Consider the following 23,021-nt stretch of genomic DNA (forward strand, 5'->3'; position numbering starts at 1 on the left):
ATGGCGATGGAGCTGCACCACACCTTCACCGTCGACGCCCCGCCGGAGGCCACGTGGGCGCTGCTCACCGACCTCGAGCAGGTCGGCGGCTGCTTCCCGGGCGCCACCGTCACCTCGGCCACCGACGCGGAGTTCACCGGCAACGTCAAGGTCAAGCTCGGCCCGATCGGGGTGACCTACCAGGGCGAGGGCAGGTTCGTCGAGCGCGACGACGAGGCCCACCGCGCCGTCATCGAGGGGCTCGGCAAGGGCCTGCGCGGGCTCGGCAACGCCTCGGCCAAGGTCGTCCTGCAGCTCGAGCCGGACGGCGACGGCACCAAGGCGGACGTGGCGACGTCGCTCAACATCACCGGCAAGCCGGCGCAGTTCGGTCGCGGCGTCATGCAGACGGTGTCGGACAAGCTGCTCGGCCAGTTCGTCGAGTGCATCGAGGGCAAGCTCACCTCGTGACCCGTCGGTGAGCTGTCGGTGAGCACGGAGCCAGGGTCGGAGCCGGTGCGTGCCGACGGCATGCACCGGCTCGGCGGGTCCACCCCCGGCGACCGGTGGCACCAGGCCCGGTCGACCTGCACCGCGTGCGGCGGCCGGGGCCTGCTGGACGAGGGCTGGCTGACCGACACGGGGGAGGGCGCCAAGGGGTTCGTGCGCTGGGTGATGGGGACTCGCGACACCAGCCTCTTCGGCGGTCTGAGCTCGTGGGGCGCCGACCGCTACCTCGTGCGCGCGTTCCGGTGCCGCGAGTGCCGCCACCTCGAGCTCTTCGCGGAGGAGCACGAGTGACCTCCTCCCCGCACCGCTTCACGGCTGCGGCCGAGGAGCTCGTGTGGGGCGGCACCACCTACACCGTCGTCCGCCTGCCTGCCGCGCTGGCCGAGCAGGCCGACGCGGAGGGCACGCGGCGGGTCGGTGGCACGATGGACGGCGTCGAGGTCAACCTCGGGCTGAACCGCGCCCCCGTGCCGGAGGACGCGTTCGTCTACGCCGGGCCCGTGGCTAGGGTGGCGGTATGACGTCCACCGCTGACCACCTGACCCCGTCCAGCACCGCCGAGGAGGAGGCGGTCCGGATCTGCAAGGAGCTCATCCGGATCGACACCAGCAACTACGGTGACGGCAGCGGGCCGGGGGAGCGGGCCGCCGCGGAGTATGTCGTGGAGCTGCTCCGGGAGGTCGGGCTCGACCCGCAGGTCACGGCTCCGGCGGACCAGCCGGAGCGGACGAGCGTGGTGGTCCGCACCCCGGGCCGGGACAGCTCGCGCCCGGGGCTGGTGCTGCACGGCCACCTCGACGTCGTCCCCGCCGAGGCCGCGGACTGGAGCGTCGACCCGTTCGCCGCCGAGGAGAAGGACGGCATGATCTGGGGCCGCGGTGCGGTCGACATGAAGGACATGGACGCCATGCTCCTGGCGACGCTGCGCCAGCTCGCCCGCTCCGGCGAGAAGCCGCCGCGCGACATCGTCTGGGCGTTCTTCGCCGACGAGGAGGCCGGGGGCACCCAGGGCGCCGGGCACGTCGTGGCCGAGCACCCCGAGTGGTTCGAGGGCTGCACGGAGGCGATCAGCGAGGTCGGCGGGTTCTCCATCACCCTCCCCGACAAGGCGACCGGGGCGCCCACCCGTGCCTACCTGCTGCAGACCGCGGAGAAGGGCATCGCCTGGCTGCGCCTGCACGCCCGTGGCCGGGCCGGGCACGGCTCGGTGCCGAACGAGGAGAACGCGATCGTCCGGCTCGCCGAGGCCATCGCCCGGATCGACGCCCACCCCTGGCCGCGGACCTACATCGCCTCGGTCCGCGAGCTCTTCGACGGGGTCTCCCGGGTCACGGGGGAGTCCTGGGACGAGGAGGGCGTCGAGGACATGCTGGCCCGGCTCGGCGGGGCGCGGCGCTTCGTGGAGGGCACCCTGCAGGACACCTCGAACTTCTCCATGCTCGCCTCGGGCTACAAGATGAACGTCATCCCCCAGAGCGCCTCGGCCTCGCTGGACTGCCGCTTCCTGCCGGGGCACGAGGACGAGCTGCTCGACACCATCCGGGAGCTCGCGGGCGAGCACGTCGAGGTGGAGATCGAGCACAAGGACGTCGCCCTCGAGGCGCCCAGCAGCGGTGAGCTCGTCGACTCGATGAAGCGGGCCCTGCTCAAGGAGGACCCCGGGGCCCACGTCCTGCCCTACTGCCTGTCCGGAGGCACCGACAACAAGCACCTGTCCCGCCTGGGGATCACCGGCTACGGCTTCGCGCCGCTGCGGCTGCCGGAGGAGCTGGACTTCGTCGGCATGTTCCACGGTGTCGACGAGCGGGTGCCCGTGGACGCGCTCCGCTTCGGCACCCGGGTGCTGGGCCAGCTCGTCGCCGACTGCTGAGCCGCCGGGAGGCACCGGCTGGGGTTCAGGCGGTGCGGCGCACGCGGATGATCTTGCGCCGCAGCAGCACGCGCCGCGCACCCCCGAGGTAGACGCGTACCCGCGCCAGCTCCCACGCGCCGTACTCCGCGTGCTCGGTCAGCGTCTGCCGCACCTCACCGCGGCCCTGGTCACGGTGGAAGGTGAGCTCTCGGTACTCGTACTCGACCATCGCCCCCCAGCATAGGCACCCCGGGCCGGGGCGGACCGCATACCCGCCCGTCACCGGTCATTTCGCGCTACGGTCACCCCATGACCGCTGACCCGCGCGCCGCCCTGACCGCCCTCGTCGCCGCCCTCGAGACGCACCTGGAGACCGCGGCCGTCAGCCGCGGTGACGACGACCCGGCGGTGGTCGAGGCCTACGAGCGGGTGGCCGAGGCGTTCACCGCCTACGACGACGCCCTGATGGACGCCTACGGCGAGGTCACGCCGCTCGAGGTCTACGACGACGACCTCGCCGGCGACGACGACGAGGACGACGACGAGGAAGACGACGGCGACTTCGACGACGACGAGGAGGATGATGACGACGAGGATGACGAGCTCGAGGAGCCCGGGGACGACGACGACGAGGAGTACGTCGGGCTCGTCGACGAGGACGACGACGAGACGTCGCGGGGCTGACGGGTGCGTCTCGGGCTGAGCTGCGGGTTCTGGGGGCAGGGTCGCGACGAGGACCACCTCGCGCTGGTGCAGCGGGCCGACGAGCTGGGGGTGGACGTCGCCTGGGTGGCGGAGGTCTACGGACCGGACGCCGTGAGCATCCTGTCCTTCCTGGCCGCCCGCACCTCACGGATCGGGCTGGGCGCCGGGGTGATGCAGATCCCTGCCCGCACCCCTGCGGCCACCGCCATGGCGGCGGTGAGCCTGGACAGCCTCTCCGGGGGGCGCTTCCGCCTCGGGCTGGGGGTCAGCGGGCCGCAGGTCTCGGAGGGCTGGCACGGCGTCCGCTTCGCCAAGCCGCTCGCTCGGACGCGGGAGTACGTCGAGATCGTCCGGACTGCGCTGGCGCACCGCACGGTGACCCACGACGGCGAGTTCTTCACCCTGCCGCTGCCGGACGGTCCGGGCAAGGCGCTGCGGCTGACGCACCTGCACCGGCCGAGCATCCCCCTCTACCTCGCGGCCGTCGGGCCGAAGAACCTCGAGCTGGCGGGCGAGATCGCCGACGGATGGCTCGGCGTGTTCGTCGCCCCGGAGTTCTTCCCCGAGCAGCGGGCCCAGCTGCAGGCCGGCCTCGACCGACGGAACACCCCGCCCGAGCACCCCTTCCAGACCGACGCCACGGTCGCGCTGGCCGTCGGCGACGACCTCGAGGCCTGCGCCCGCACCGTCAGCCCCTACCCGGCGCTCTACGTCGGGGGGATGGGCAGCCGGGAGCAGAACTTCTACCACCAGCTCGCCTGCCGTATGGGCTACGAAGCCGAGGCCGACCGGGTGCAGGAGCTCTACCTCGCGCGCCGCTACGGCGAGGCCGCCCGAGCCCTGCCGGCCCGGTTCGTCGACGACACCAGCCTGCTCGGGGACGTCGACCGGATCACCGAGCGCATGCGCCGCTACCAGCGCGCCGGGATCACGACGCTGACCGTCGCCCCCTGGGGCGCCGACCTGCGGGCCAGGATGGACGGCCTCGAGGCTGCGGTGGAGGCCCACGCCCGTCTGGAGGCCGAGCTCTGATGGCTATCTGCATCCTGCTCCGGCACGGCCGCACCCAGGCCAACGCCGACGGCATCCTCGCCGGCTGGACGCCGGGCCTCGGGCTGGACGAGACCGGGGCCGGCCAGGCCCGGGGCGCCGGTTCACGGCTGGCCGCCACCCCGCTGGCGGCGGTCGTCGCCAGCCCCCTGCAACGCTGCCAGGAGACGGCAGCGGCCGTGCTGGCCGCGCAACCCGCGGACCGCCCGGTGCAGCGGCACACCGAGGACCGGCTGGGCGAGGCGCGGTACGGCGCGTGGACCGGCCGACCGTTGACGGAGCTGGCCGAGGAGCCGCTGTGGCGGAAGGTGCAGGACCAGCCCTCCACCGTGACCTTCCCCGCAGACGAGGCGTTCGCCCACGAGTCCATGGCGCAGATGGCGGCGCGCGCCGTCGAGGCCGTCACCGAGTGGGACGCCCGGGTCGAGGCCGACCACGGCCCTGGCGCGGTGTGGGTGGCCGTGAGCCACGGCGACGTCATCAAGGCGATCCTCGCCGACGCGCTGGCGACCGCGCTGGACGACTTCCAGCGCATCGTCGTCGACCCGGCCTCGCTGAGCCTCGTGCACCGCACGCCGGGACGCCCGTTCGTCCTGCGCACCAACGACACCGGCAGCGACCCGGTGGACCTGTCCGGTCTGGTGGCACGCCTGGCCACGGACGGCGCGACCGGTGACGCCGAGGTGGGTGGGGGCGCCGGGAGCAAGGACGTAGGCTGACCCCCATGGCTGAGCACGTCTTCGACCCGCCTGAGCGCTGCGTCGCCGGCAGCGTCGGACCGCCCGGAGGGCGCACCTTCTTCCTGCAGGCCAGCGACTCCCAGCGGGTCATGACCGTCTCCCTCGAGAAGGAGCAGGTCCGGCTGCTGGGGGAGTCGCTGGCGGAGATGCTCGACGACGTGGCCGGGCCGGAGGGCACCGAGGAGGCCGGGCGGGCGTTCGTCGACAACGCCCCCCTGGACACCCCCATCGAGGACGACTTCCGCGTCCAGCGGCTCTCGGTCGCCTGGGAGGCGGGGCAGCGCAGGGTGGTCCTCGAGGCCTACGACCGGCCCAGCGCCGAGGACGTCGCCGAGCTCGAGGACGACGAGGAGGGTGCGGACCTGCCCTGGGCCGGGCTGCCCCCGCAGTCCATCAAGGTCGTGCTCGAGCCCGGCCGCGCCCGGGCCTTCGCGATGCGCTGCACGGCCTCCATCGAGGGTGGGCGACCCTCCTGCCCGTTCTGCGGCCAGCCCCTGGACCCCACCGGCCACATCTGCCCCCGCGCCAACGGCTACCGCCGCTGACGTGGACGACGACGCGGCCCTGGAGCTGCTGCATACCTTGACCGTCGAGCCGGTCGGGGTGCTCACCCAGGCGTCGAACCTCACCCTGCTGGTCGACCTCACCGACGCCCAAGGGGAGCCCAGCGGCCACCGGGCCGTCTACAAGCCGGTCAAGGGTGAGCGGCCCCTGCACGACTTCCCGCCCGCGTCGCTGGGGCGGCGCGAGGTGGCGGCCTACCTCATCTCCCGGGCGGGGGGCTTCGACCTGGTCCCGCCGACCGTGCTGCGGGAGGGTCCGCTGGGTCCGGGCTCGGTGCAGTGGTGGGTCGAGCAGGACCCGCAGCGGCTCGCCGACCCGGCGGCCGGTCTCGTCGACGTCGTCGTCCCCGAGGACCTCCCGGAGGGATGGTGCCCGGTCGTCCAGGCCGAGGACGAGCACGGACGGGCCCTCGTCGTCGCGCACGCCGACGACCCGGGGCTGCGGTCGATGGCGGTGCTGGACCTCGTGCTCAACAACGCCGACCGCAAGGCCGCCCACCTCACGCGGGACACCCAGGGCCGGCTGCGCGGCTTCGACCACGGGGTCAGCCTGCACGAGGAGGACAAGCTGCGCACCGTCCTCTGGGGTTTCGCCGAGGAACCGCTCCCGGCGCCGGACCTCGAGCGGCTCGACGTGCTGAGCCACGCGCTGGCCGACGCGGACGGCACCCTCGCCACCCGGCTCACCACCCTGCTGTCCGAGGTCGAGCGGGAGGCGCTGGCCGCCCGGGTCAGCCGGGTGCGCGAGGAGGCCACCTTCCCCCCGGCACCCACCGACCGCTACCCGCTCCCCTGGCCCCTCTGGTAGCCCACCGCGCACGACCCCGGCCGGTGGCGGCGACGTCGGTGCCGACGGTTAGGCTCCCGCAGGTGAAGACCTGGTCGACCACCGCCCTGCCCCGGCTGCCGATCGAGCACGACGGGACCCCCGTGCGCGTGCACGACACCGCGGGCGACCGACGCGTCGAGGTCGCCGGCTCCGACGGGCGGGCGCGGCTCTACGTGTGCGGCATCACCCCCTACGACGCCACCCACCTCGGCCACGCCGCGACCTACGTGACCTTCGACGTCCTGCAGCGTGCCTGGCGGGACGCCGGGCTGGAGGTGACCTACGTCCAGAACGTCACCGACGTCGACGAGCCGCTGCTGGAGCGGGCCGAGCGCGACGGGGTGGAGTGGCAGGAGCTGGCGCGCCGCGAGATCGACCTCTTCTTCACCGACATGGAGGCGCTGCGGGTGCTGCCCCCGGACCACTACGTCGGGGCCGTCGAGGGGATCCCGGACGACGTGCGCGCCGTCGAGCGGCTGCTCGGCGAGGGCACCGCCTACGAGGTGCCGGTGCCGCAGGACCAGGCGCTGGCCGAGGGGGCCCGCGGGGCCGACGTCTACCTCGACCTGTCCACCCAGCCCAGCTTCGGCGCCGTCTCCGGGTGGTCCCGGGAGCAGATGATGGAGGTCTTCGCCGACCGCGGGGGTGACCCGGACCGGGTGGGCAAGCGCGACCCGCTCGACCCCCTGCTGTGGCGCTCGGGCCGGCAGGGCGAGCCGCACTGGGACGGCGCCTCGCTCGGGCGGGGGCGCCCGGGCTGGCACATCGAGTGCTCCACCATCGCCCAGCGCTACCTCGGTCCGGGCTTCGACGTCCAGGGCGGTGGCACCGACCTCGTCTTCCCGCACCACGAGATGAGCGCCGTGCAGGCGGCGGCCCTGTGCGGCGACGACTGCTTCGCCCGCGCCTACGTGCACCAGGCCATGGTCGGCCTGGACGGGGAGAAGATGAGCAAGAGCCGGGGCAACCTCGTCCTGGTCTCGGCGCTGCGCGCCTCCGGGGTCGACCCGATGGCGATCCGGCTGGCGCTGCTGGGCCAGCACTACCGCACGGAGTGGGGGTGGACCGACCAGATCCTGCGGGAGGCGGGCGAGCGCCTCGACCTGTGGCGCCGGGCCGGCGACATGGCCGCCCACGAGTCGGTCACCGAGCTGGGGGTCACGACCGTGCGCCGCCTGCGCGAGCGGCTGGCCGACGATCTCGACACGCCCGGAGCCCTGGACGCCGTCGACGACTGGGCCACGACCGTGGTCGCCGGAGAGCCCGTCTCACGCCTGGTCGTGGACGCGGTCGACGCGCTGCTCGGGGTGCAGCTCTGAGCGCAGCGAGCGCACCACCGCGCCGAGGTCGGCCGGGCTGAGGCCCTCCAGGGTGCCCATCTGCACGGCCCCCGGCAGGGGCGGCACCGCGACGGTGTGCGGCACCACGAGGGTGGGCACGCCCGCGGCCGTCGACGCGGTCGCACCGGTGGGGGAGTCCTCGACCGCGAGCGAGCGCTCCGGAGCCACGCCCAGGCGGGCCAGCGCCTCGAGGTAGGCCTCCGGGTGCGGCTTGCCCCGGCTCACCTGGTCCCCGGTGACCACGGTGTCGAAGGTCCCGCCCGGCAGCTGCTCCACCAGCACGTCCGCCAGCTCGGTCCAGGACATGGTGACCAGCGCGCACGGCACGCCCCGCTCCCGCAGGGACGCCAGCAGCTCCCGCGCCCCGGGCCGCCAGGGCACGTGGGCGCGGGTCCGCTGCACGACACCGTCGAGCAGTCGGCGCACCACCTGCTCGGGCTCGCCGCTGACCGGCGTGCGGTCGAGGATGATGCCGGCCGAGGTGAGCAGGTCCTGGCCGACGAGGTCGTGGGCGTCGGCGTCGGTCCACGTGCCGCCGGCCTCCTCGACCAGGACGTACTCCTCGGCGATCCACGAGGGCTCGGTGTCGACGATGGTGCCGTCCATGTCCCACAGCACGGCGGCGGGCAGGTCCTCGGGTGGGCTCGGCAGGAAGGGGTGGCGCGTCACCCGCACCACGCTAGTCGAGGCGGACTAGGGTGGGCCAGACGGCGCTGCCGAGCGAGGGCGCGATGCTTCCGAGCGAGAGGGTGAGGCCCGTGATCGAGCTGCAGGACACCGGAGAGTTGCGCAACCCGATCGTCATCGCCGCCTTCGAGGGCTGGAACGACGCCGGCGAGAGCGCCTCGAGCGTCGTGGAGCACCTCGCGCAGGTCTGGGAGGCCGAGGTGGTGGCCGCCGTCGACCCGGAGGACTACTACGACTTCCAGGTCAACCGGCCCCAGGTCCTCAGCGTCGACGGGCGGCGGATGATCCGCTGGCCCACGACCCGCGTCCTGCTCGCCCGCAACACCCCGTTGGGACGCGACGTGCTGCTGGTCCTGGGCATCGAGCCGTCCGTGCGCTGGCGCACCTTCGCCGGGGACCTGCTGGACTACCTCCTGGCCCGGGACGTGCAGCTGCTCGTCGTCCTGGGCGGGCTGCTCGCGGACGTGCCCCACACCCGGCCCATCCCGGTGAGCATCAGCTCCGAGGACGACGAGCTGCTCGAGGGCAGCGAGGAGATCGAGCGCAGCACCTACGAGGGCCCCACCGGCATCGTGGGGGTCCTGGTCGACGAGGGACGGCAGCAGGACCTGCCGGCGCTGTCCTGCTGGGCGGCGGTGCCCCACTACGCCGGTGGTCCGCCCTCGCCCAAGGCCTCCCTGGCGCTGCTGGGCCAGCTCGAGGAGCTGCTGGACTGCGTCATCGACGACACCGCGCTCACCGAGGCCGCCCGGGCCTGGGAGCGCGGGGTGGACGACCTCGCCTCGACCGACGAGGAGGTGGCCGACTACGTGCGCCAGCTGGAGGAGGCCCAGGACACCGCCGAGCTGCCGGAGGCGTCCGGCGACGCGATCGCCAAGGAGTTCGAGCGCTACCTGCGGCGACGCGACGACGGCTCACCCCGCGGCTGACCGCGGGTCCAGCGCCAGCGCCGTGGCGCCCTCGGGCAGCGGCGGGGGAGTGCCGCCCCAGGCGGGGCAGACCGCGCGGTGGGCGCACCACGAGCACGCCCGTCCCGGTCGGGCCCGCCAGTCACCGGTCCTCGCCACCTGCTCGATCGCGGCCCAGAGCGCCCGGACCTTGCGCTCGGTGGCGAGCAGGTCGGCCTCGCTGGGGTCGATCCACAGGACCGTACGGTCGCGCAGGTAGACGAGCTGGAGCCGGCTCGGCAGGACACCGCGGCTGCGCCACAGCGCCAGCGCGTAGAACTTCAGCTGGAACAGCGCCCGGCCCTCGAAGGTCTCGGAGGGGGAGCGCCCGGTCTTGTAGTCCACGACCCGCAGCCGCCCGTCCGGGGCCTCGTCGAGCCGGTCGACGTAGCCACGGATGACGAGGCCGTCGAGGTCAGCCTCGACGTAGAGCTCCCGCTCGGCCGGCTGCAACCGGGTGGGGTCCTCGAGCGCGAACCAGCTGCGCAGCAGCTCCTCCGTCCCGCCGCTGGCGTCCTCGGCCAGCTCGGCCAGCACCGGGTCGGCGAGCAGCAGCCGCTCCCACTCGCCGGGCACGAGGTCGGTGGCCGCCTCCAGGGTGCGGTTCCCGGGCGGCAGGTCGAAGAGGCGGTCCAGCACGGCGTGCACCAAGCTGCCGCGGGCGGCGGCGGCGCTCGGCGGTTCCGGGAGCCGGTCGACGATCCGGAAGCGGTAGAGCAGAGGGCACTGCATGAAGTCGGCGGCCCGCGAGGGGGACAGGGCCCGGGCGTGGTGCTCGGTGACCGCCTCCATGGTCCGCACTCTACGCTCGGGGCATGGAGCGAGCACCCGGCTGGCGCGTCGGCACCCTGTGCGGCATCCCGATCTTCCTGGGCCGCAGCTGGGTCCTCGTGGCGGTGCTCATGATCGCGCTCTTCGGCCCCACGGTGCAGCGCACGCTGCCCGGTCTGGGGGTGTGGAGCTACGCGGTGGCGTTCGCCTTCGTCGTCCTGCTGCTGGTGTCGGTGCTCGTGCACGAGGCCGCGCACGCGCTGGTCGCGCAGGGCGTCGGCTTCGGGGTCTCCCGCATCGTGGCGGACTTCTGGGGCGGGCACACCGCCCACGACGGCGCCGGCGGCACCCCCGCCCGCAGCGCCGCGGTCGCGGTCGTCGGGCCGCTGGCCAACGGGCTGCTCGCCCTGCTCGGGTGGTGGGCCATGGGGCTCCTCGACGGCACCGGCGTCCCGCTGCTGCTCGCGTATGCCTTCACCTGGGCCAACTCCTTCGTCGCGGTCTTCAACCTCGTCCCCGGCCTGCCCCTGGACGGCGGGTTCCTGCTGGAGGCGCTCGTCTGGGGCGTGACCGGCAACCGGCACCGGGGCACCCTGGTGGCCGGGTGGTCCGGCCGGCTCGTCGTGGTGCTCGTCGCGGTCGTGCTGCTGGTGCCCCCGCTGCTGGCCGGCGACCGGGTGCCCTGGACCCGGGTCGCCTGGGTGGCCCTCATCGGGGTGTTCCTCTGGCAGGGCGCGAGCCAGGCCATCCGGCTCGGCCGTCAGGGGATGCGCGCCTCCCGGCTCACCCTCGCCGACGCCGCGCACCGGCCGGGGGTGGTCGCGGCCGACGCGCCGCTGCACACCGTGCCGTGGGGCGAGCACCCGGTCTGGGTGGTGGTCGACGACCAGGGCCGCCCGGACGGCCTGGTCGACCCGCCGGCGCTGCAGCAGGTGCCCCGCGAGGCGTGGCCGAGCACCACGACCGCCGCGGTGGCCGTCCGGCTCCCGGCCGGCTGGGCGGTGCCCCTGCCGCCGCAGACCCGCCTGGACGCCGTCATCGCGGTGATGCGCCGCTCCGGCTCGGGGGTGGTCGCGCTGCTCGACGACCAGGGGCGGCCCTGGGGCGTGGTGAGCACCCACGACGTCACCGGCAGCCGCTCGTAGACTGACCCGATGACCAGGCCGACGGGCGCCGACATGCGGCGCGGACCCTTCCGGGCGGGCGACCGCGTGCAGCTGACCGACCCCAAGGGTCGCCTGCACACCATCACCCTGGAGGCCGGCAAGGAGTTCCACACCCACCGGGGCCACCTGCGTCACGACGACGTCATCGGTGCGCCCGACGGCACGGTGGTCCGGCACACCTCGGGCGCCGACTACCTCGCGCTGCGGCCGCTGCTGTCCGACTTCGTCCTGTCGATGCCCCGGGGCGCGCAGGTCGTCTACCCCAAGGACGCCGGCCAGATCGTCACCTACGCCGACATCTTCCCGGGCGCGACCGTCGTCGAGGCCGGGGTCGGCTCGGGGGCGCTCTCCCTGTCGCTGCTCCGCGCGGTGGGGGAGCAGGGCCGGCTGCTGAGCTTCGAGCGGCGCGAGGACTTCGCCGACATCGCCCGTGCCAACGCCCGGGCGTTCTTCGGGCTGGACCACCCGGCCTGGACGGTCACCGTCGGCGACCTCGTCGACGCGCTGCCGGAGGCGGTCGAGCCGGGCACCGTCGACCGGGTCGTCCTCGACATGCTGGCGCCGTGGGACTGCCTCGGGGTGGTGGCCGACGCGCTCGCCCCCGGGGGCGTCCTCATCTGCTACGTGGCCACCACCACCCAGCTGTCGCGGGTCGCCGAGGCGGCCAAGGCCGCCGGCGGCTGGACCCCGCCGCAGGCCTGGGAGTCGATGAACCGCGGGTGGCACCTGGAGGGCCTGGCGGTGCGCCCCGAGCACCGGATGCACGGGCATACCGGTTTCCTCGTCACGCTGCGCCGGCTCGCACCGGACACCGACGCCCACCTGCGCCGCAGCCGTCCCGCCCCCGGCGCCTACGGGGAGGACTACGTGCCCGCCAGCGGCGACTGGAGCGCCGCCGACCTCGGCGAGCGCCCGGTCTCGGACAAGAAGCTGCGGCGCACCCGCCGCGACGCGCAGGGCACCGCCGACCGGGTGACCGGCATGGCCACCGAGGGTGAGGAGGAGGGATGACCGAGGCGTCATCACGCGAGCGGCACCTCGAGCAGCAGGTGCAGTCGCTCAGCACCCGGGTCAGCGAGCTCAAGGGGCAGAACGACGCGCTCACGACCACGCTCAAGAGCGCCAAGCAGCAGATCGTCGGGCTGCGCGAGGACCTGGACGCCCTCGCCTCCCCGCCGCTCGCCATGGGCCAGGTGCTGCGGCTCGTCGGCGACGGCACCGCGGACGTCTCGCTGTCCGGGCGGCGCATCCGCACCCAGATCTCCTCCGAGGTCGACACCGGCGAGCTGCGGCCCGGCCGGGAGGTGCTGCTCAACGAGGCGCAGGCCATCGTGGGGGTGGCCGACTACGAGCGGGCGGGTGACGTCGTCACCTGCAAGGAGGTGCTCGAGGACGGGCGGCTCAGCGTGCTCGTCCGCGGCGAGGACGAGCGGATCGCCCGGCGCGCGGGCTCGCTCGGCGAGGCGACGGTCCGGGTGGGTGACGCGCTGCTGCTGGACCCGCGCAGCGGCTTCGTCACCGAGCGGATCGAGCGGCCCGAGGTCACCGAGCTCATGCTCGAGGAGGTGCCGGACATCTCCTACGCCGACATCGGCGGTCTCACGGGGCAGATCGAGCAGATCCGGGACGCCGTCGAACTGCCGTTCCTGCACGCCGACCTCTACGCCGCCCACGACCTGCGGCCACCGAAGGGGGTCCTGCTCTACGGCCCGCCGGGGTGCGGCAAGACGCTCATCGCCAAGGCGGTGGCGGCCTCGCTCGCCCGGCAGGCGGCCGAGCAGCGGGGTCTGGCCCCGGGCAGCGCGCGCAGCTACTTCCTCAACATCAAGGGCCCCGAGCTGCTCAACAAGTACGTCGGGGAGACCGAGCGGCACATCCGGCTCATCTTCCAGCGGGCCCGCGAGAAGTCGGCCGAGGGCGACCCGGTCGTGGTGTTCTTCGACGAGATGGAGTCGCTCTTCCGCACCCGCGGCTCCGGGGTGTCCTCCGACGTGGAGACGACGATCGTGCCCCAGCTGCTCGCCGAGATCGACGGGGTGGAGCGGCTGGACAACGTCATCGTCATCGGCGCCTCCAACCGCGAGGACATGATCGACCCGGCGATCCTGCGCCCCGGCCGCCTGGACGTGAAGATCAAGATCGAGCGCCCGGACGCGCAGGGGGCCCGCGACATCTTCTCCAAGTACCTCACCCCCGGCATACCGCTGCACGACACCGCGCTGCAGGCGCACGGCGGGGACCGGGAGGCGACGGTCGCCGCGCTCATCGACGGCGTCGTCGAGCGGATGTATGCCGTGTCCCCGGCCAACGCCTTCCTCGAGGTGACTTACGCCGGGGGTGACCGGGAGGTGCTCTACTTCCGCGACTTCGCCTCCGGCGCGATGGTGCACAACATCGTCGACCGGGCCAAGAAGCTCGCGATCAAGGACTCCCTCACGCTCGGGGAGCGGGGGCTGCGCGAGCGGCACCTGGAGCAGGCCTACCTGGACGAGTTCAAGGAGAACGAGGACCTGCCCAACACCACCAACCCGGACGACTGGGCGCGCGTGTCGGGCAAGAAGGGTGAGCGGATCACCTACATCCGCACCCTCGTCGGTGACGCCTCCGGCACCCAGCCCGGCCGCTCGGTCGACCTCGGCGAGCGCTGAGCACCGTGCACCGCCTCGGGGACGTGCTGCTGCTTCTCGTCTTCGCCGTCGCCGGGCGGTCCAGCCACGAGCTGGGCCTCACGCCGCTCGGGGTCCTGCAGACCGCGTGGCCCTTCGCGGTCGGCACGGCCGTCGGGTGGATGCTCACCTGGCGGGCGCGACGCTGGTGGGTGGAGGGTCTCGCCGTCGGCGGGATGGCCCTGGCCGTCGGGATGCTGCTGCGCGTCGTCACCGGCGCCGGCGCCGCCCCGGCCTTCGTGGTCGTGGCCGCGGTCGTCCTCGTGGGGGGCGCGCTGGGCTGGCGGGCGGTCGTGCAAGCGCTGTCGGTGCGCAGGCGTAGGGTCTGAGGCATGACGGCGGGTGCGGACGAGAAGACCACGACGGCCCCCGCACCCACCACCCCCACCACGGCGATCATCGTCGTCCTGTCCCTCTGCGGCACCCTCGTCTCGCTGCAGCAGACGCTGGTCCTGCCGCTGCTGCCGGTCTTCCCGGAGATCCTCGGCACCACCAGCGACAACGCGTCCTGGCTGGTCACGGTGACGCTGCTCACCGCGGCGGTCGGTACCCCGATCGTGTCCCGCCTCGCCGACATGTTCGGCAAGCGGCTGCTGCTCATCGTCTGCATGTGGGCGGTCATCGCCGGGTCGGTCGTCTCGGCCCTCAGCTCCGAGCTCGCGCTCGTCGTGCTGGGGCGCGGGCTCAGCGGTCTCGGGGCCTGCCTGGTGCCGGTGGGGATCAGCATCATGCGCGACCACCTGCCGGCCGACCGGGTCGGCTCCGGCGTGGCGCTCATGTCGGCGACGCTGGGCATCGGTGGCGCGATCGGGATGCCGCTGGCCGGCGTCATCTACGACAACCTCGACTGGCACGCGCTGTTCTACGTCTCCGGCGGGTTCGCCGTCGTCATGCTCGTCGCGGTCTACCTCGTCGTGCCGGAGTCGACGGTCAAGACCCGGGGCCGCTTCGACTACGTGGGGGCGGTGCTGCTCTCGGTGGCGCTGACCTGCTTCCTGCTGGCCGTCAGCAAGGCCGGCACCTGGGGGTGGGCCTCCCCGCTCACCCTCAGCCTCCTCGCGGCGGCTGGTCTGGTGCTGGCCGCGTGGGTCCCCTGGGAGCTGCGCACCGGCCAGCCGCTGGTCGACATCCGCACCTCGATGCGCCGCACGGTGCTGCTCACCAACGCCGCCTCGGTCCTCATCGGCTTCGCGATGTTCGCCAACTTCCTCACCTCGGCCCAGCAGGTGCAGATGCCGGCGGACACCGGCTACGGCTTCGGGCTCTCCGCGGTGTCCACCGGCCTGGTCCTGCTGCCCAGCGGCCTGCTCATGGTCGCGATGTCGCCGGTCTCCGCCGGGCTCATCCGCCGCTACGGCGCCCGGGCGGTCCTCATCGCCGGCGCGGTGACGATCGCGCTGGGCTTCATCGGCCGCTCGCTGCTGCACGGCAGCGTCCTGGAGGTGGTCGTCACCTCGAGCATCGCCTCGCTCGGCACCGCCCTGGCCTTCGCGGCCATGCCCACGCTCATCATGCGCGCCGTCCCCATCACCGAGACCGCCTCGGCCAACGGGCTCAACACCCTCCTGCGCTCGATCGGCACGTCCTCGGCCTCGGCGCTCGTCGCCGCCGTCTTCGCCGCCACCATGACCGCCACCGCCAGCGGCTTCCCGGCGCCCTCGTTCGCGGCATACCAGCTCATCTTCTGGGCCGGCGCCGCAGCCTCCCTCGGCGGCGGGCTCATCGCGGCGTTCATCCGGCGCCCGCAACGGGTGAGCGTCGAGGAGCCCGGCGCCGCGGCCGCCCCGACGGGGGAGCGGACCGAGGTCAAGCACGCGGGGATGGGCGACCTGCCCGAGCTGCTCGTGCGCGGGCGGGTCGTGGGGCCCCGCGGCGGTCCGCTGCGGCAGGCGGTCACCACGGTGCTGCGCCCCGACGGCACCCACATCGACTGGGGCCGGACGGACAACGACGGGCGCTACACCCTCGCGCTGCCCGAGCCGGGGGCCTACCTGCTCGTCGTGTCCGCGGACGGGTGGGCGCCGCAGTCGTGCCTCGTCGACCTGGCCGTCGGGCACGAGGAGGACGTGACGATGACGCGACGGCTGCTGCTCTCCGGGCACGTCCTCGACGACGGCCGGCCGCTGGGCGGCGTGCTCGTCTCGCTCATCAAGCACTCCGGGGAGTACGTCGCGACGGCGCACACCGACCCCGACGGCTACTACGAGGTCGGGCTGCCGCCCCCAGGCCGCTACGTCCTCACCGCCGTTGACCACGACGCCGGCCGCACCCGCTCCCGCGCGCTCACGGTCCTGGCCACCTCCACCACCCTCGACCTCGACATGGTCACCGGCGTCCCGCGGCCGCGGGTCGACGCCTGAGCGGGGGCGGCCGCATGGGCGTGGGCAGGGTCATGGGCGTCGAGACCGAGCTCGGCATCACCAGCACGCAGCGGGACGCCGCCGGGCAGCCGGTGACCCCGATGGTCCTCTCCGGGCAGGTGGTCCGGGCGTATGCCGCGGGCGCGGCCGCCGGGGCGGCGCTGCCCGCTGCCGCGGGGTGGGACTACGCCGACGAGACACCGCTGCGGGACGCGCGCGGCTTCGAGATGGCCCGCGCGCTGGCGCACCGCTCGCAGCTCACCGATGTCGAGGACCCGACGATCGCCACCTCGGTGCTGTCCAACGGGGCCCGGTTCTACGTCGACCACGCCCACCCGGAGTACTCCAGCCCCGAGGTGACCGGCCCGCTCGCGGCGGTGTGCTGGGACCGGGCGGGGGAGGAGGTCGCCCTCGCGGCGGTCCGCACCCTCGCGCAGGAGGGCCTGGACGTGCGCCTCTACAAGAACAACGTGGACGGCAAGGGCGCCTCCTACGGCACCCACGAGAACTACCTCGTGCCCCGGTCGGTCCCCTTCGACCGGCTGGCCGCGCACCTCATCCCCTTCCTCGTCGCCCGGCCGGTGATCGCCGGGGCCGGGCGGGTGGGGCTCGGGCAGGCCAGCGAGCGCCCTGGCTTCCAGCTCTCCCAGCGCGCCGACTACCTCGAGGCCGAGATCGGCCTGGAGACCACGCTGCGCCGGCCCATCGTCAACACCCGCGACGAGCCGCACGCCACGCCGCACCTGCACCGTCGTCTGCACGTCATCGTCGGGGACGCGACGATGGCCGACGTCACGACCTACCTCGCCCTGGGGTCGCTGTCGGCGGTGCTGCGCGTGGTCGAGACCCACCCGCACCTGCTCGACGGGCTGGCCCTGGCGCGTCCCGTCGCCGCGGCCCAGCAGGTCAGCCACGACCCCACGCTGCGGGCGACGGTGCAGCTGGCCGACGGCCGCAGCCTCACCGGGCTGGACCTGCTCGAGGCGCACCTCGACGCCGCCGAGGAGGCTTCGGGGTCCGGGCACGAGGCCTGGTCGGAGACGGGGGAAGGGCAGACCGCGCCGCTGCTGCGCCGGTGGCGGGAGGTCCTGGACACCCTGCGGCGCGACCCGTCCGGAGCCGCGGGGCAGGTCGAGTGGGTCGCCAAGCGGCAGCTGCTCGAGCGCTTCGCCGAGCGCGCGGGGGTGGGCTGGGAGGACCCCCGGCTGGCGGCCATGGACATCCAGTGGCACGACCTGGACCCCGACCGCGGCCTGGCCCGCAAGCTGCGGGCCGCGGGGCGCCTGGAGCGTCTCGTCTCTGACGAGGACATCGCCCACGCCGTCACCCACCCGCCCGAGGACACCCGGGCCTGGTTCCGCGGCGAGGTGGTGCGGCGCTACGGCGCGGGCGGGGGAGTGCGGGCCGCCTCCTGGGACTCGGTCGTGCTCGCCGACGAGCGCGGCCGGCTGCGCCGGGTGCGCATCGAGGAGCCCACCGGCGGGCGCCGGGACCGGGTCGCCGACCTGCTGGACCGGCATACCGACGCCGCCGGGCTGCTCTCCGAGCTCGTCAGCGAGGACGTCTGAGCCGCGACCGCCCCCGGGCCGCCGACACGTCGGTCCGGACCGGCTCAGCCACGCACGTGCGCGGCTGAGCCGACGGCTGCGGGCGTATCGCCGGGACGCGGCGCGGGCAGGAGAGGGGGGTGGTGCTCTGCCCTAGGATCGGGGTATGTCGCAGCAGCAGTTCGACCGCCGACGGGACAGCGGCGCCGGGGACGGCCCGGAGCCGGACGCCACCCCGCCCCCTGCGGCACCGTCGGCGCAGAGCGCCGAGCGGGACGCGGCCCTGGACTCCCTGCTCGACGAGATCGACGGGGTGCTGGAGACCAACGCGACCGAGTTCGTGCACGGCTTCGTGCAGAAGGGCGGCCAGTGACGGTGCCGCCGTGCTGAGCCGGATCATGGGCGTCGAGACCGAGTTCGGCGTCAACGCGACCTTCGCCGGCCCCTCCCGGCTCTCCCCCGAGGAGGTCTCCCGCTACCTCTTCCGCAAGGTGGTGGCCTGGGGGCGCTCGTCGAACGTCTTCCTCGGCAACGGCTCGCGGCTCTACCTCGACGTCGGGTCGCACCCGGAGTACGCCACCGCCGAGTGCACCGATCTGCTCGACCTCGTCGCCCACGACCGGGCGGGCGAGCTGGTGGTCCAGGACCTCGCGGAGGACGCGGAGCAGCGGCTCGCCGCCGAGGGCCTCGACGCCACCGTCTACGTGCTCAAGAACAACGTGGACTCCCGCGGCAACTCTTACGGCTCGCACGAGAACTACCTCATCGAGCGGCGCACCCGGATGGAGCGCCTCACCGACACGCTCGTCCCGTTCCTCGTGACCCGCCAGCTGGTCACCGGCGCCGGGCGGCTGCACGTGGTGGAGCAGCGGGCGACCTACCTCGTCTCGCAGCGCGCCGACCACATGTGGGAGGACCTGTCGTCGGCGACGACCCGCTCGCGGCCCATCATCAACACCCGCGACGAGCCGCACGCCGACCCCGAGAAGCACCGGCGCCTGCACGTCATCGTCGGCGACTCCACGATGAGCCAGACCACGACGATGCTGCGCCTGGGCACCACCGACCTCGTGCTCAAGATGCTGGAGGCCGGCACCGTCGTGCCCGACCTCGTCCTCGCCAACCCCATGCAGGCGATCCGCGAGGTGAGCCGCGACCGCACCGGGCGCACCCCGCTGGCGCTGCGCCGTGGCGGCACCATCACCGCCCTGGAGCTGCAGCGCGAGCTGCTCGACCTCACCACCGGGTATGCCCGGGGCGCCGGGCTGACCGAGCACCCGGCATACCGGGACGTCCTGGAGCTGTGGGAGCGCGGGCTGGAGGCGATCGAGACCGACCGGCTGGACCTCGTCGACACCGAGATCGAGTGGGTCATGAAGAAGAAGCTGCTGGACTCCTACGCGCGGCGCCACGACCTCGAGCCGTGGGACCCACGGCTGCAGCAGCTCGACCTGGCCTGGCACGACATCCACCCACGGCGTGGGCTCGCGCGCATCCTCGAGCGCTCGGGCGCCGCGCGGACGGTGGTCGACGAGGAACGTATCCGGGCCGCCACGACCGTGCCCCCGGACACCCGGGCGCGGTTGCGCGGCGACTTCGTCCGGACCGCTGCCGAGCACCGGCGCGACTTCACCGTGGACTGGGTGCACCTCAAGCTCAACGACGCCGCGCAGCGCACGGTCATCTGCAAGGACCCGTTCGCCGCGCAGGACGAGCGGGTGGACGCGCTGCTCGAGCACATCCGCGCCACCAGCGGTGCTCCCACGAAAGGTTCAGGGTCACCGGGTTAGGCTGGTCCGGACGCTTCCCCGATCTGCAAAGGACGCACCTGTGCGCTCTTCCCGCCTGCGCTACCTCGCGGCCGCCGCCGCGCCCCTGATCTTCCTGGCCGGCTGCAGCCCCGAGTCGGCCGACGAGGGGTCGGACGACGCCGCGGCGACCAGCTCACCGGGTGACGACGCGGCCGCGACCTCGGCCGCGCCGAACGGCGACCTGGCCGACGTCGGCGTCGACACCGAGGGCGAGGCCCCCGCGCTGACCTGGGACGGCGAGCCCTTCGCCGAGGGTGACCTGCCGTTCGTGGCCGGGTCCACCGAGGCCCGCACCCTCACCGAGGGCGACGGCGAGGAGGTCGCCGACACCCACGAGGTGCGGGTGCGCTACCTCACCGTCAACGGCACCACCGGCGAGCAGCTGGTGTCGACCTTCGAGAACGACGAGGCGGTGACCCTCGACCTCACCGACGAGACGCTCTTCCCGGCCTTCCGCGACCAGCTGCCCGGCACCATGGTCGGCGACGAGCTGCTCCTGGCGATCCCGGCGGCCGACGCCTTCGGCGAGGCCGGCAACGAGCAGCTCGGCGTGGGCCCGACGGACACCATGCTCTTCTACATGGTCGTCGAGGACACCGGCGAGCCGCTCACCGAGGCGCAGGGCGAGGAGGTCGAGCCCGAGGAGGGCCTGCCCACCGTCACGATGGGTGACACCGGGCCGGAGATCGACGTCGAGGGCGTCGAGGCACCCGACCAGCTCATCACCCAGCCGCTCATCCGCGGCGAGGGCCCCGAGGTCGTGGCCGGGCAGTCCATCCGGGTCCACTACACCGGGGTGAAGCTCTCCGACGGCGAGGTCTTCGACAGCTCCTGGGAGCGCGGCGAGCCCACCGAGTTCCCCATCGGCGTGGGTCAGGTCATCGTCGGCTGGGACGAGGGGCTGGTCGGCCAGACCGTCGGCTCCCGCGTGCTGCTCGTCATCCCGGCCGAGGAGGCCTACGGCGAGGCTCCGGAGGAGACCGAGGGCGAGACCGCGGCCCCCGGCAACGAGCTGGCCGGTGAGGACCTCGTCTTCGTCGTCGACATCCTCGGCGCCTCCTGACCGCACCGCTACCCGCGCACCCCGCACCGCCCAGCCCCTCACCCACCGAGCGTCGCGAATGGTTGGCTGACGACCGACCGGGCGCCGCGAGTGGTTGGCTGACGACCGACCGAGCGCCGCCAGTGGTTGCCGGAGGACCGACCGAGCGCCGCGAGTGGTTGGCTGAGGACCGACCCGGCGCCGCACATGGTTGCCGGCCCACGGCATACCTGACCTCGAACGAATAGGAGCACATCATGACCGAGTCCGCTTTCGGCCGCGTCCAGAAGGCCAAGCCCGAGATCGACTTCCCCGGCGACGAGCCGCCCGCCGACCTGCAGGTCGAGGACCTCGAGGTCGGCAAGGGCGCCGAGGCCACGGCCGGCTCGACCATCTCCGCGCACTACGTGGGCGTGTCCTGGTCGACCGGCGAGGAGTTCGACGCCTCGTGGAACCGCGGCGAGCCGCTCACCTTCACCGCCGGCGTCGGTCAGGTCATCCAGGGCTGGGACCAGGGCCTGCTCGGGATGAAGGTCGGCGGTCGCCGCAAGATCGTCATCCCGCCGCACCTGGGGTATGGCGACCGTGGCGCCGGCGCAGCCATCAAGGGTGGCGAGACGCTGATCTTCGTCGTCGACCTCATGGACGTGCGCTGACACGAGCCCGCACGCGCCGCCCCGGCGCATCGACCTCGGCCCAGGCGTTCTGGTGAACGCCTGGGCCGAGGTCTGTCGGCGTGTCGTCGGCCCAGGCGTTCACGTGCGCGGCTGAGCCGATCATGACGGGCGTCTCGTCGGCTCAGGAACCGGCGCCGCACCCCTCAGGTGGAGCGCAGGAGGCGCTCCCGGTCCCGTTCCAGCCTCGTCATGATCGGCGTCACGAGCACCCCGTGCAGGACGACGGAGAAGACGATCGTGAAGACGCAGGTGGCCCACAGCCAGCGCTCCCCGGTCCAGGTGGTCTCGGAGAGGGCGTAGGCGATGTAGAAGAGCGTGCCCACGCCGCGGATGCCGAAGAAGGCGGTGATGAGCCGCTCTCGTCGTGCCAGGGGGCGCAGCTTCTCGTCGGCCATGCGCCAGCGGCCGGGGCGCAGCGCGACCCACCCGGCCACCGGCCGGATGACGAGCACCAGGGACACCCCCACGAGGACGCCGCGCCAGTCGAGGGACTCCAGCGCGCCGTCGGTGAGCGCGATGCCCACGAAGAGCAGCACGAGCAGCGTCAGCAGCCGTTCCAGGCGCTCGACGACGCCGTGCATGTGCTCGTGGAACTCGTGTCGCCGCGCCTGCGCCCGCATGGTCATCGCGCAGACGAAGACCGCGAGGAAGCCGTAGCCCTGGGCGACCTCGGCCACCCGTAGGCCAGCAGCATCGCGGCGAGCGCCAGGAGCGACTCGCCCTGCTCGGCCAGCCGCAGCGCCTGCTGCCGGGTGCGGAACGCGAGGTAGGCCATCACCCAGCCCACGGCCACCCCGACGAGCAGGCCGATGGTGATCTTGCCGACGAGCTCCCACGCCAGCCAGCGCAGCCCCCACCCCGCTGCCGACCCCATGGTCATGAGGAAGATCGCCGCCTAGGCGAAGGGGAAGGCCAGGGCGTCGTTGAGCCCGGCCTCGGAGGTCAGGGCGAAGCGGACCTCGTCGTCGTCGCTGATCTCGTCGTCGTGCAGCTGGTCGGCCATCGACGCCTCGCCGTCCGCCTCCCGCTTCGTGATGACCGGGCCGCCGACCTGGACGTCCCCGGCGAGCACCGGGTCGGTCGGTGCCAGCACGGCGCCGAGCAGCAGAGCGGGCGCAGCGCCGAGCCCGAGCCCCCACCAGCCGAGCAGAAAGACGCCGGCGATGGTCAGCGGCATGGCGATGCCGAGCAGCCTCCAGGTCGGCGACCAGGTGCGCCAGGACCCGCGGTTGCGGAAGGACAGCGGGCGGTCCAGCGCCAGCCCGACACCCATGAGGGCCACCAGGACGGTGATCTCGGTGACGTGCTCGATGGTGTCGCGCTGGTCGGTGGGGTCGAAGGCGAAGCTGGAGCCGAAGGGGAGCAGCCCCACCAGCATGCCTACGAGGATGAGGATGACCGGCGCGGACAGCCAGGCACGGGTGAGCAGGCTCGGCAGCGCGACCGCGAGCAGCAGCACCCCGCCGCCCAGGAGGAAGACCAGGTCGGAGGTCATGCCGGGGTCTCAGCCGGTCCGGGGCGCGGTGCCGGGGGTGTGGCCCAGGAGGTGAGGCGCGGGGTGGGTGGCGCTCGGTCGCCGGGGTGTCTCGCGCCGGCCGCGGTCGCGGCAGCGGGTGGGATGCGCCACGACGTCGAGGTATGCCGTGGGCGCGGGCAGGGTCATGCGGTCAGCCTAGGTGACCGGCGGGCAGGCGGCGGTCGGGCGGCGCTCTCTCTGGTCACACGAGTCACCGGCTGCGGGGACGTGCACCCGTGCCGGGGATATACCTGTGCGTGCCG

Annotated in this window: 28 protein-coding genes; 21 read left to right on the forward strand and 7 right to left on the reverse strand. The window is 73.6% G+C overall.

The genetic code is table 11. From position 1 onward, the window contains the following. From AVL62_RS07830 to AVL62_RS07845, 4 genes are read left to right on the forward strand one after another with little or no spacing between them, the layout of a single operon-like run. On the forward strand, positions 1 to 450 hold the full coding sequence (locus AVL62_RS07830; RefSeq protein ID WP_058891080.1) for an SRPBCC family protein: 450 nt from the start codon (positions 1 to 3) through the stop codon (positions 448 to 450). 18 nt (positions 451 to 468) lie between these two features. Further along, positions 469 to 780: a hypothetical protein gene (locus tag AVL62_RS07835; protein WP_201023231.1), complete on the forward strand. Its 312-nt coding sequence runs from the start codon at positions 469 to 471 to the stop codon at positions 778 to 780. Then, complete coding sequence (locus tag AVL62_RS07840; RefSeq protein WP_058891081.1) at positions 777 to 1,010, forward strand: hypothetical protein; 234 nt, start codon at positions 777 to 779, stop codon at positions 1,008 to 1,010. Before AVL62_RS07835 ends, AVL62_RS07840 begins: the two co-directional genes overlap by 4 nt. Further along, positions 1,007 to 2,359 (forward strand): M20/M25/M40 family metallo-hydrolase, encoded by a 1,353-nt coding sequence (locus AVL62_RS07845; protein ID WP_058891082.1) that lies wholly within the window; start codon positions 1,007 to 1,009, stop codon positions 2,357 to 2,359. Before AVL62_RS07840 ends, AVL62_RS07845 begins: the two co-directional genes overlap by 4 nt. A 25-nt stretch (positions 2,360 to 2,384) precedes the next feature. Here AVL62_RS07845 and AVL62_RS07850 read toward each other — a convergent pair whose 3' ends face one another. Next, entirely contained in the window at positions 2,385 to 2,570 is a 186-nt protein-coding gene (locus AVL62_RS07850) for a DUF5703 family protein (RefSeq protein WP_058891083.1), read from the reverse strand. A gap of 80 nt (positions 2,571 to 2,650) precedes the next feature. On the opposite strand from AVL62_RS07850, the gene AVL62_RS17045 reads away from it, so the two are divergent. The 6 genes from AVL62_RS17045 to mshC all read left to right on the forward strand — a co-directional run bounded on the left by AVL62_RS17045 (position 2,651) and on the right by mshC (position 7,547). Continuing rightward, positions 2,651 to 3,025 (forward strand): hypothetical protein, encoded by a 375-nt coding sequence (locus tag AVL62_RS17045; RefSeq protein WP_058891084.1) that lies wholly within the window; start codon positions 2,651 to 2,653, stop codon positions 3,023 to 3,025. 3 nt (positions 3,026 to 3,028) lie between these two features. Next, positions 3,029 to 4,078 (forward strand): LLM class F420-dependent oxidoreductase, encoded by a 1,050-nt coding sequence (locus AVL62_RS07860; RefSeq protein ID WP_058891085.1) that lies wholly within the window; start codon positions 3,029 to 3,031, stop codon positions 4,076 to 4,078. Then, positions 4,078 to 4,815: an MSMEG_4193 family putative phosphomutase gene (locus AVL62_RS07865; protein WP_058891086.1), complete on the forward strand. Its 738-nt coding sequence runs from the start codon at positions 4,078 to 4,080 to the stop codon at positions 4,813 to 4,815. The genes AVL62_RS07860 and AVL62_RS07865 overlap by 1 nt, the downstream gene beginning before the upstream one ends. 5 nt (positions 4,816 to 4,820) lie before the next feature. After that, on the forward strand, positions 4,821 to 5,381 hold the full coding sequence (locus tag AVL62_RS07870) for a DUF3090 family protein (protein WP_058891087.1): 561 nt from the start codon (positions 4,821 to 4,823) through the stop codon (positions 5,379 to 5,381). 1 nt (position 5,382) lies between these two features. Next, positions 5,383 to 6,207 (forward strand): SCO1664 family protein, encoded by an 825-nt coding sequence (locus tag AVL62_RS07875; protein ID WP_058891088.1) that lies wholly within the window; start codon positions 5,383 to 5,385, stop codon positions 6,205 to 6,207. Between the two features lie 62 nt (positions 6,208 to 6,269). Next, entirely contained in the window at positions 6,270 to 7,547 is a 1,278-nt protein-coding gene (gene mshC / locus AVL62_RS07880; RefSeq protein ID WP_058891089.1) for a cysteine--1-D-myo-inosityl 2-amino-2-deoxy-alpha-D-glucopyranoside ligase, read from the forward strand. On the opposite strand, the gene AVL62_RS07885 is transcribed toward mshC, so the two are convergent. Beyond that, complete coding sequence (locus AVL62_RS07885) at positions 7,497 to 8,237, reverse strand: HAD family hydrolase (RefSeq protein WP_058891235.1); 741 nt, start codon at positions 8,235 to 8,237, stop codon at positions 7,497 to 7,499. The genes mshC and AVL62_RS07885 overlap by 51 nt on opposite strands. An 89-nt stretch (positions 8,238 to 8,326) precedes the next feature. Between AVL62_RS07885 and AVL62_RS07890 the strand changes: the two genes are divergently transcribed. Then, entirely contained in the window at positions 8,327 to 9,184 is an 858-nt protein-coding gene (locus tag AVL62_RS07890) for a PAC2 family protein (RefSeq protein ID WP_058891090.1), read from the forward strand. Here the strand turns inward: AVL62_RS07890 and AVL62_RS07895 are convergent. Beyond that, the gene (locus tag AVL62_RS07895; RefSeq protein ID WP_153011716.1) at positions 9,170 to 9,994 is read right to left on the reverse strand and encodes a RecB family exonuclease; all 825 of its coding nucleotides are present in this window, start codon (positions 9,992 to 9,994) and stop codon (positions 9,170 to 9,172) included. The genes AVL62_RS07890 and AVL62_RS07895 overlap by 15 nt on opposite strands. Before the next feature lie 23 nt (positions 9,995 to 10,017). Between AVL62_RS07895 and AVL62_RS07900 the strand changes: the two genes are divergently transcribed. From AVL62_RS07900 to AVL62_RS07945, 10 genes are all read left to right on the forward strand, one after another. Beyond that, on the forward strand, positions 10,018 to 11,118 hold the full coding sequence (locus AVL62_RS07900) for a site-2 protease family protein (protein WP_058891092.1): 1,101 nt from the start codon (positions 10,018 to 10,020) through the stop codon (positions 11,116 to 11,118). A gap of 9 nt (positions 11,119 to 11,127) precedes the next feature. Then, positions 11,128 to 12,150 carry a tRNA (adenine-N1)-methyltransferase gene (locus AVL62_RS07905; RefSeq protein ID WP_058891093.1) on the forward strand — a complete coding sequence of 341 codons (1,023 nt, stop codon included), beginning with the start codon at positions 11,128 to 11,130 and terminating at the stop codon, positions 12,148 to 12,150. Continuing rightward, positions 12,147 to 13,787: a proteasome ATPase gene (gene arc / locus AVL62_RS07910; protein ID WP_058891094.1), complete on the forward strand. Its 1,641-nt coding sequence runs from the start codon at positions 12,147 to 12,149 to the stop codon at positions 13,785 to 13,787. The genes AVL62_RS07905 and arc overlap by 4 nt, the downstream gene beginning before the upstream one ends. Positions 13,788 to 13,792: 5 nt before the next feature. Further along, on the forward strand, positions 13,793 to 14,134 hold the full coding sequence (locus tag AVL62_RS07915) for a DUF3054 domain-containing protein (protein WP_058891095.1): 342 nt from the start codon (positions 13,793 to 13,795) through the stop codon (positions 14,132 to 14,134). A gap of 3 nt (positions 14,135 to 14,137) precedes the next feature. After that, positions 14,138 to 16,165, forward strand: coding sequence for an MFS transporter (locus AVL62_RS07920; protein ID WP_058891096.1), 2,028 nt, complete (start codon positions 14,138 to 14,140; stop codon positions 16,163 to 16,165). A 32-nt stretch (positions 16,166 to 16,197) separates the two neighbouring features. Then, entirely contained in the window at positions 16,198 to 17,733 is a 1,536-nt protein-coding gene (gene dop, locus AVL62_RS07925; RefSeq protein WP_235585592.1) for a depupylase/deamidase Dop, read from the forward strand. 145 nt (positions 17,734 to 17,878) lie between these two features. Further along, positions 17,879 to 18,085, forward strand: coding sequence for a ubiquitin-like protein Pup (locus tag AVL62_RS07930; RefSeq protein ID WP_058891098.1), 207 nt, complete (start codon positions 17,879 to 17,881; stop codon positions 18,083 to 18,085). A 25-nt stretch (positions 18,086 to 18,110) separates the two neighbouring features. Beyond that, positions 18,111 to 19,502 (forward strand): Pup--protein ligase, encoded by a 1,392-nt coding sequence (gene pafA, locus AVL62_RS07935; RefSeq protein ID WP_058891236.1) that lies wholly within the window; start codon positions 18,111 to 18,113, stop codon positions 19,500 to 19,502. A 40-nt stretch (positions 19,503 to 19,542) separates the two neighbouring features. Continuing rightward, positions 19,543 to 20,586 carry an FKBP-type peptidyl-prolyl cis-trans isomerase gene (locus AVL62_RS07940; protein WP_058891099.1) on the forward strand — a complete coding sequence of 348 codons (1,044 nt, stop codon included), beginning with the start codon at positions 19,543 to 19,545 and terminating at the stop codon, positions 20,584 to 20,586. A gap of 236 nt (positions 20,587 to 20,822) precedes the next feature. Beyond that, on the forward strand, positions 20,823 to 21,221 hold the full coding sequence (locus AVL62_RS07945) for an FKBP-type peptidyl-prolyl cis-trans isomerase (protein WP_058891100.1): 399 nt from the start codon (positions 20,823 to 20,825) through the stop codon (positions 21,219 to 21,221). A gap of 164 nt (positions 21,222 to 21,385) precedes the next feature. Here AVL62_RS07945 and AVL62_RS17800 read toward each other — a convergent pair whose 3' ends face one another. From AVL62_RS17800 to AVL62_RS17285, 4 genes are read right to left on the reverse strand one after another with little or no spacing between them, the layout of a single operon-like run. After that, complete coding sequence (locus AVL62_RS17800; RefSeq protein ID WP_235585593.1) at positions 21,386 to 21,919, reverse strand: cation:proton antiporter; 534 nt, start codon at positions 21,917 to 21,919, stop codon at positions 21,386 to 21,388. Then, positions 21,865 to 22,122: a hypothetical protein gene (locus tag AVL62_RS17805; protein WP_235585594.1), complete on the reverse strand. Its 258-nt coding sequence runs from the start codon at positions 22,120 to 22,122 to the stop codon at positions 21,865 to 21,867. Before AVL62_RS17805 ends, AVL62_RS17800 begins: the two co-directional genes overlap by 55 nt. A gap of 15 nt (positions 22,123 to 22,137) precedes the next feature. After that, complete coding sequence (locus AVL62_RS17810; protein WP_235585595.1) at positions 22,138 to 22,737, reverse strand: cation:proton antiporter; 600 nt, start codon at positions 22,735 to 22,737, stop codon at positions 22,138 to 22,140. A 9-nt stretch (positions 22,738 to 22,746) separates the two neighbouring features. Then, entirely contained in the window at positions 22,747 to 22,905 is a 159-nt protein-coding gene (locus AVL62_RS17285) for a hypothetical protein (RefSeq protein ID WP_161937859.1), read from the reverse strand. Between the last annotated feature and the right edge of the window lie 116 nt (positions 22,906 to 23,021).

Origin of the sequence: Serinicoccus chungangensis (genome assembly GCF_001483745.1) — a bacterium.
GTDB classification, from domain to species: domain Bacteria; phylum Actinomycetota; class Actinomycetes; order Actinomycetales; family Dermatophilaceae; genus Ornithinicoccus; species Ornithinicoccus chungangensis_A.

Bases quoted from the DNA above. Each gene is read 5' to 3' on its own strand.
- AVL62_RS07830 (WP_058891080.1), top strand. From the start codon at position 1: ATGGCGATGGAGCTGCACCACACCTTCACCGTCGACGCCCCGCCGGAG.
- AVL62_RS07845 (WP_058891082.1), top strand. From the start codon at position 1,007: ATGACGTCCACCGCTGACCACCTGACCCCGTCCAGCACCGCCGAGGAG.
- AVL62_RS07850 (WP_058891083.1), bottom strand. From the start codon at position 2,570: ATGGTCGAGTACGAGTACCGAGAGCTCACCTTCCACCGTGACCAGGGC.
- AVL62_RS17045 (WP_058891084.1), top strand. From the start codon at position 2,651: ATGACCGCTGACCCGCGCGCCGCCCTGACCGCCCTCGTCGCCGCCCTC.
- AVL62_RS07865 (WP_058891086.1), top strand. From the start codon at position 4,078: ATGGCTATCTGCATCCTGCTCCGGCACGGCCGCACCCAGGCCAACGCC.
- AVL62_RS07870 (WP_058891087.1), top strand. From the start codon at position 4,821: ATGGCTGAGCACGTCTTCGACCCGCCTGAGCGCTGCGTCGCCGGCAGC.
- AVL62_RS07895 (WP_153011716.1), bottom strand. From the start codon at position 9,994: ATGGAGGCGGTCACCGAGCACCACGCCCGGGCCCTGTCCCCCTCGCGG.
- AVL62_RS07900 (WP_058891092.1), top strand. From the start codon at position 10,018: ATGGAGCGAGCACCCGGCTGGCGCGTCGGCACCCTGTGCGGCATCCCG.
- AVL62_RS07905 (WP_058891093.1), top strand. From the start codon at position 11,128: ATGACCAGGCCGACGGGCGCCGACATGCGGCGCGGACCCTTCCGGGCG.
- arc (WP_058891094.1), top strand. From the start codon at position 12,147: ATGACCGAGGCGTCATCACGCGAGCGGCACCTCGAGCAGCAGGTGCAG.
- AVL62_RS07920 (WP_058891096.1), top strand. From the start codon at position 14,138: ATGACGGCGGGTGCGGACGAGAAGACCACGACGGCCCCCGCACCCACC.
- dop (WP_235585592.1), top strand. From the start codon at position 16,198: ATGGGCGTCGAGACCGAGCTCGGCATCACCAGCACGCAGCGGGACGCC.
- AVL62_RS07930 (WP_058891098.1), top strand. From the start codon at position 17,879: ATGTCGCAGCAGCAGTTCGACCGCCGACGGGACAGCGGCGCCGGGGAC.
- pafA (WP_058891236.1), top strand. From the start codon at position 18,111: ATGGGCGTCGAGACCGAGTTCGGCGTCAACGCGACCTTCGCCGGCCCC.
- AVL62_RS07945 (WP_058891100.1), top strand. From the start codon at position 20,823: ATGACCGAGTCCGCTTTCGGCCGCGTCCAGAAGGCCAAGCCCGAGATC.
- AVL62_RS17805 (WP_235585594.1), bottom strand. From the start codon at position 22,122: ATGACCATGGGGTCGGCAGCGGGGTGGGGGCTGCGCTGGCTGGCGTGG.
- AVL62_RS17810 (WP_235585595.1), bottom strand. From the start codon at position 22,737: ATGACCTCCGACCTGGTCTTCCTCCTGGGCGGCGGGGTGCTGCTGCTC.
- AVL62_RS17285 (WP_161937859.1), bottom strand. From the start codon at position 22,905: ATGACCCTGCCCGCGCCCACGGCATACCTCGACGTCGTGGCGCATCCC.